Source organism: Leptolyngbya cf. ectocarpi LEGE 11479 (assembly GCF_015207065.1).
Taxonomy (GTDB): domain Bacteria; phylum Cyanobacteriota; class Cyanobacteriia; order Phormidesmidales; family Phormidesmidaceae; genus Leptothoe; species Leptothoe ectocarpi.
This window is the reverse complement of sequence record NZ_JADEXP010000395.1, coordinates 1-5,837: the sequence shown is the minus strand read 5'-3', so window position 1 is coordinate 5,837 and position 5,837 is coordinate 1. Positions and strand designations below refer to the sequence as shown.

Here is a 5,837-nt window from a genome sequence, read left to right as displayed (position 1 = left end):
CCCCTAAACATTCCTCCTGGCGCTGGATCGGAAAAACGATGGCATCATGTATCCCCAATCGCTTAGCAATGGCTTTCCATTCACCCGCTCGATGGGACTCTTGTAAGTCATAAATTGCGGCTGGAGCCCCCCGGTCTATAACCTGCTGCACCGCATCATCAGGCTGGAGACCTATTTTTTGCCAGAGAAAGTTCTTGCCACTGGCAAGCTGAGCCGTCTGAGTTGTCAGAGTCTGATCAGCCTGATTGTAAAGACCAATCCAGGTCAGCTCGTGGGGGTAGAGCTGCTGCATATAGTCAGCAATCTCTGCTAGCTGGGCCTCGACTGTTTCCTGTTCCCATACGGTTTTAAGGACTTGGCCCATGTTGGCCAAATGTTGTTCACACGTCGCTGGGGGTAAGGGGCTGACCATAAAGATTCAGAATTTGGGCAACAGGCAGGTGCCTGGACAAGATGGGCAGAACATAGCTTAATGTAAGCTAACTCAGCTCGTTAGACGATCCTATTATGACTAAATCCATGGGCTCCATACTTATACCAGCTATTGCCGCTCCTAGCTGAGCCCCCTTAAGGCTAATAGGCCATCGTCCGTAACCAGGTTATCCTCCAATTGAACGATATAATCCACAGGGCTATCTGGGGGTAACCTGTGTTGCAGGATATATATAAATTTAGCTGGGCACCATTGCTATTTCGGCGTTTAAAGGCCGATCCGGAAATAATCCATCAGCAAACCCTACAAACACTGGCTTGGATTGCTCAGCCGCCAACCACTGCGCCCTTTTGGAGCCAGCCAGCTCGACGTTTTGCCCAAGCTTGGTGCGAGAATAGCTGTCAGCTACGATCACCGCGCCTGAGCCAAACTCTGTGGCAGCAAACTTTTACAAATCCGTTGGGGCTAGCCGCTGGGTTTGACAAAAATGGCGTCGCTGCAAGCTGTTGGCCGCTCATGGGCTTTGGCTTTGCTGAGCTGGGCACCGTTACCTGTCAGGCTCAGTCTGGCAACCCTAAACCACGTTTGTTTCGCCTGCCCCAAGACAAGGCGGCCCTGAATCGGATGGGGTTTAATAATCAGGGCTCAGCAGCCCTGGCTCAACGACTGGCACCTTTGCCCCTAACAGCAGACTTTCCCAGGGGCATTAATTTGGGAAAGTCCAAGGTTACCCCTTTAGAAGCAGCGGCGGCTGATTATTTGCAAAGCTTTGAGCAGTTACAGGATTTGGGCAGTTACTTTGTGGTGAATGTATCGTCTCCCAATACACCAGGGTTGCGATCGCTCCAAGCCCGCTCCCAACTTGAACCGATCCTAGCGACACTCCAAGCCGCGAATACTCAGCAAAAACCGTTATTAATCAAAATTGCCCCAGACCTCGCCTGGGAAGACATCGACGATATTTTAGACCTGGCGCAGCAGTATCAGCTCGCTGGGATTATTGCCACCAATACCACCATTGCCAAAGATCAGCTGATAACCAAACGTTTGGACGCCACTGGCAATTTGGTCACGGAAGAAGCCGGGGGTATTAGCGGTGCTCCGGTGCGGCACCGCGCTACAGAAGTGATTCGCTATATTTACAACCAGACTCACGGGCAGCTACCGATTATCGGTGTCGGCGGAATTTTTACCGCTGACGACGCCTGGGAAAAAATCACAGCGGGGGCATCACTGCTACAGGTGTATACCGGCTGGGTCTATGAGGGGCCTTGGATGGTTAAAAATATTCTGCAGGGGTTGCTGGAAAGGCTGGACAAACAGGGTTTGGGAAACATCCAAGACGCGATTGGGTTGAATACCAATATCCCCCAACGTAGGTTGGGTTGAGGCACGAAACCCAACGATGCCAATATCTCTGAGGCACGAAACCCAACGATGCCAATATCTCTGAGGCACGAAACCCAACGATGCCAATATATTTGGATTTGTTGGGTTTCACAAATTTAACCCAACCTACAGGATTTTGTCCAAGCCATATAAGAGCGATTTTAATGGCAGCACCTTGCGAATGCTCAACAGCACACCTGGCATAAAGCAAACCCGGTCCATGGCATCGTGACGCAGGGTATATACCTGTCCAGCTGCCCCAAACATAATTTCCTGATGGGCGACCAATCCCGGTAAACGCACGCTGTGGATATTGATCCCCTCCTCGGTCGTACCGCCCCGTGCCCCCTGCAGCGTTTCGGTCTCATCTACCTGGGGTGGATTAAAGGACGGTTTGACCTCCTGCAGCATTTGCGCCGTTTTTACTGCCGTACCGCTGGGGGCATCCGCCTTCCGATTGTGGTGCAGCTCGATGATCTCCACATGGTCAAAATATTCAGCGGCCTTGAGCGCGGCCTGCTGCATCAAAATGACGCCAATGGCAAAGTTGGGAATAATCAAACAGCCGACACTGGCCTTCTCAGCAAATTCTGCCAGGTTAATAATTTGTTCAGGGCTCAGTCCGGTGGTGCCCACTACAGGTCGAACGCCATAGGCAATGGCCGCCCGCACCTGCTCGTAAATTTTGGCGGGATGGGTAACATCTACCATCACCGCATTCCCCTCACTCTGGGCCATCACCAGCGTGGCTTCTAGATCATCTGTCACCGGGATCTCTAGGGGACCGCAGCCGGCAATTTCACCAATATCTTCACCAATGGCCTCGGATTTACGGTCGACGGCACCCACCAGTTTTATATCGTCAGCGGCTGCGATCGCATTAACAATTTCACGGCCCATCCGGCCCATAGCACCATTGACCACGACCGGAATTTGGGGCTGATTGCTCATGATGGTTATAGACAGCAAGTACGGTCAGATATCTTAACGTGCTGAGGCCACAGACGCTGAGCTTTGACTCAGCCGCCTCAACTCAAAACTCAACATTTAGCACTTAAAACTTTAACCCTCCTTACCCTTCTTAACCTAGTGAACTTTTCCAAACCCCTTGTCACTGTTGGGTTACAGCAGAGCTACGCTTAAACCATAACTCAGGGGATCAAAGCATTCTTAACGAGAAGATAATCTGCTTGTGTTGAGAGTTACCATCCCCTGCGCCCAGAGCTTAGCCGGGGTGCTTGTGACTATTTCAACCCCCAACTTAGCCAGGGCATCGTCTCTTTAGAAAAAGGGGTAAACCTATGGCCAAAGCCGCTGTCTCCCGTTCACGAAACGTGGCGATTGTAGGCCCATACTCAAGTGGTAAAACCACCCTACTTGAGAGTCTGCTTTCGGTCACCAACGCCATTTCTCGCAAAGGGTCCATTCCAGAGGGAAATACGATCGGTGACCATACGCCCGAAGCCCGCAATCGCCAAATGACGACCGAAACGAATGCCGCCTGTACTGAGTACGGCGGCATTCGTTTTACATTCCTCGACTGCCCAGGATCCATCGAACTACTCCAAGAACCGCTCCATGTACTGATGGGTGTAGACGCCGCCATCGTGGTGTGCGAACCGGATCCCAGTCGCGTGCTCACCGTATCACCGCTGCTGCATTTTCTCGATAAGTGGGAAATCCCCCACGTTGTATACCTCAACAAAATGGACCGGGCCAGTGCCTCATTTGCAGAGGTGCTAGATGCCCTTAAGTCGGTCTCCAGTCGTCCTTTGGTCCCCCATCAGTACCCCATTGGTATCAGTGAAGACTTGGTAGGATTTATCGATTTAGTTAGCGAGCAAGCCTATCACTATCATCCCGGAGCGGCTGCCGACCCTGTACCCCTACCAGCAGAACTGGCTGAAGAAGAAAAGGCAGCCCGGACAGAAATGCTAGAAACGCTAGCTGATTTTGACGATCATCTTCTAGAAGAACTCCTCGAAGAAATTGATCCCCCCCAAGATGAGATCATCCAAGATCTAAAAATGGAATTGGGTGCGGACCTAGTGGTGCCGGTTTTTGTCGGTGTGGCCTCTAATGACTACGGCGTTCGTCCCCTGCTGGATGCGCTGGTGCGTGAAACTCCTGAGCCCCAGATCACTGCTGAGCGTCGTGGCATTGATCTCAGCTCCAGCGAACCGCTGGTCCAGATTCTTAAAACCTACTATAGTCCCCAAGGTGGCAAGCTATCGCTAGCCCGTCTGTGGCGCGGCACCCTAAAAGATGGCGCGAGTCTCGGTGCTGATCGCATGGGCGGTTTATATTCGCTGATGGGGAATCAGCAGCAGGCTCTGAGCGCAGCAGAGGCAGGCAGTGTGGTTGCGATCGCACGTCTCGAACATGCCAAAACCGGCGATACCCTCAGCCTAGCCGAAACCTCTGAGCCCCTACCCATAGCCGATATTCTGCCAGCGGTTTACTCCCTAGCCATTGCCCCCGAAAAGCGCAATGACGAAGTCAAACTCAGCGGAGCCCTTAATAAGCTGGTCGACGAAGATCCTGCCCTGCACTGGGAACAGCACGGCGACACCCACGAAGTCATTTTGTGGGGTCAGGGGGATGTCCATCTCAAAATTGCCATGGACTGGCTCAATCGCAAGTACAACTTGCCCATGACTACCCATGCTCCCCAGGTACCCTACAAAGAAACCATCCGCCATGCCAAGGAGGACATTCGCGGACGCTATAAGCACCAAACCGGAGGTCACGGACAGTTTGGCGATATTTACATCGACATTCAGCCCCTGCCCAGAGGAGAAGGGTTTAAGTTTGCTGAGAAAATCGTCGGCGGCGCTGTCCCCAGGCAGTATATTCCCAGTGTGGAAACCGGCGTGCGCGAGTTTCTCAAACAGGGTCCCCTCGGCTTCCCAGTGGTGGACGTATCGGTCACCCTCAAAAACGGTTCCTACCACCATGTGGACAGTTCCGACCAAGCCTTTAAACAGGCGGCTCGCATCGCGATGCAAACGGGTCTGCCGGAGTGCAAACCCACCCTGCTAGAACCTGTCGCATCTCTATCCGTCTCGGTACCGAATCGGTTTACCTCCAACGTTCTCACTTTGATCAGCGGTCGTCGCGGTCAGGTAATGGGATACATTAACAAGGCTAACTGGCCCGGTTGGGATGAAGTCTCTGCCCAATTGCCCGTAGCTGAGATGCAAACTCTGATTCTAGAGTTACGCTCCTTGAGCATGGGCGTTGGCTTCTTTAGCTGGCAGTATGACCACCTCAGCGCTGTACCCGAGCGGCTAAAGGAGAAGATTGTGGCTCACCAAAGCAGCCACTAGAAGGCATAGGTAACGAACGCGTAGCGCATAGCGCCAGTGACTATACCACACCGGTTTTCTTACACTGGCGCTATGTGCTACCCCGTTTGTCTAAGCCAAAAACTGAATCCCACCACCAAACATCCGTAGACCAATCACCACCAGCAGTAAGCCAAAGATCCGTCTTAGCTGCTGGGGTGAAATGCTATGGGATAGCTGTGTGCCAATGGGGGCTCCAATCATGGTAAATGGAGCGACTAACGCGACAGCGGGCCAATAGATGTAGCCCGTTGACCAGGCAATATCGGTGTAGCCGGGGGACAGGAGTAAAAATGACAGCGTACCCACAATCGCAACCGGTAAGGTAAATGACGCCGACGTACCGCTGGCTTTGCTCATGGGCAGGCCGCAATAGAGTAAAAACGGCACGCTGATGGCCCCACCGCCAATGCCTAAAACACCTGACTTAAAGCCAATGAGGGTGCCAACCATGGCAAAAACCCACAGGGGGGGTATCGTTGTTTCTTCAAAAACAGGTTTCCAATCAAGCAAAATTTTGACGGACACTACCAATAGAAAAACGCCAAAGATAGTTTCTAACCAATGGGTATCTAGGTGATTAGACACCAAATTACCGAGGACAACGCCGATACCAATGGCGGCAATAATGCGACTAAAGATCCCCCACTGCACGTCCCCCCGTAGGT

General features: G+C 52.4%; 5 protein-coding genes. 2 read left to right on the top strand and 3 right to left on the bottom strand.

Annotated elements, in window-relative coordinates:
- Window positions 1-412, bottom strand: a 412-nt coding sequence (locus tag IQ260_RS26650; protein ID WP_193996112.1) for a hypothetical protein, incomplete at its 3' end; no start/stop codon positions are given.
- Between the two features lie 237 nt (window positions 413-649).
- Here IQ260_RS26650 and IQ260_RS26645 point away from each other — a divergent pair.
- Window positions 650-1,822 (top strand): quinone-dependent dihydroorotate dehydrogenase, encoded by a 1,173-nt coding sequence (locus IQ260_RS26645; RefSeq protein WP_193996111.1) that lies wholly within the window; start codon window positions 650-652, stop codon window positions 1,820-1,822.
- A 126-nt stretch (window positions 1,823-1,948) separates the two neighbouring features.
- On the opposite strand, the gene dapB is transcribed toward IQ260_RS26645, so the two are convergent.
- A complete protein-coding gene (gene dapB / locus IQ260_RS26640) occupies window positions 1,949-2,773 on the bottom strand; it encodes a 4-hydroxy-tetrahydrodipicolinate reductase (protein ID WP_193996110.1) in 825 nt (274 codons plus the stop codon).
- 350 nt (window positions 2,774-3,123) lie between these two features.
- On the opposite strand from dapB, the gene IQ260_RS26635 reads away from it, so the two are divergent.
- Entirely contained in the window at window positions 3,124-5,151 is a 2,028-nt protein-coding gene (locus IQ260_RS26635) for an elongation factor G (protein WP_193996109.1), read from the top strand.
- 90 nt (window positions 5,152-5,241) lie between these two features.
- Here IQ260_RS26635 and IQ260_RS26630 read toward each other — a convergent pair.
- A partial coding sequence (locus tag IQ260_RS26630) for a sulfite exporter TauE/SafE family protein (protein ID WP_193996108.1) occupies window positions 5,242-5,837 on the bottom strand: 596 nt, incomplete at its 5' end.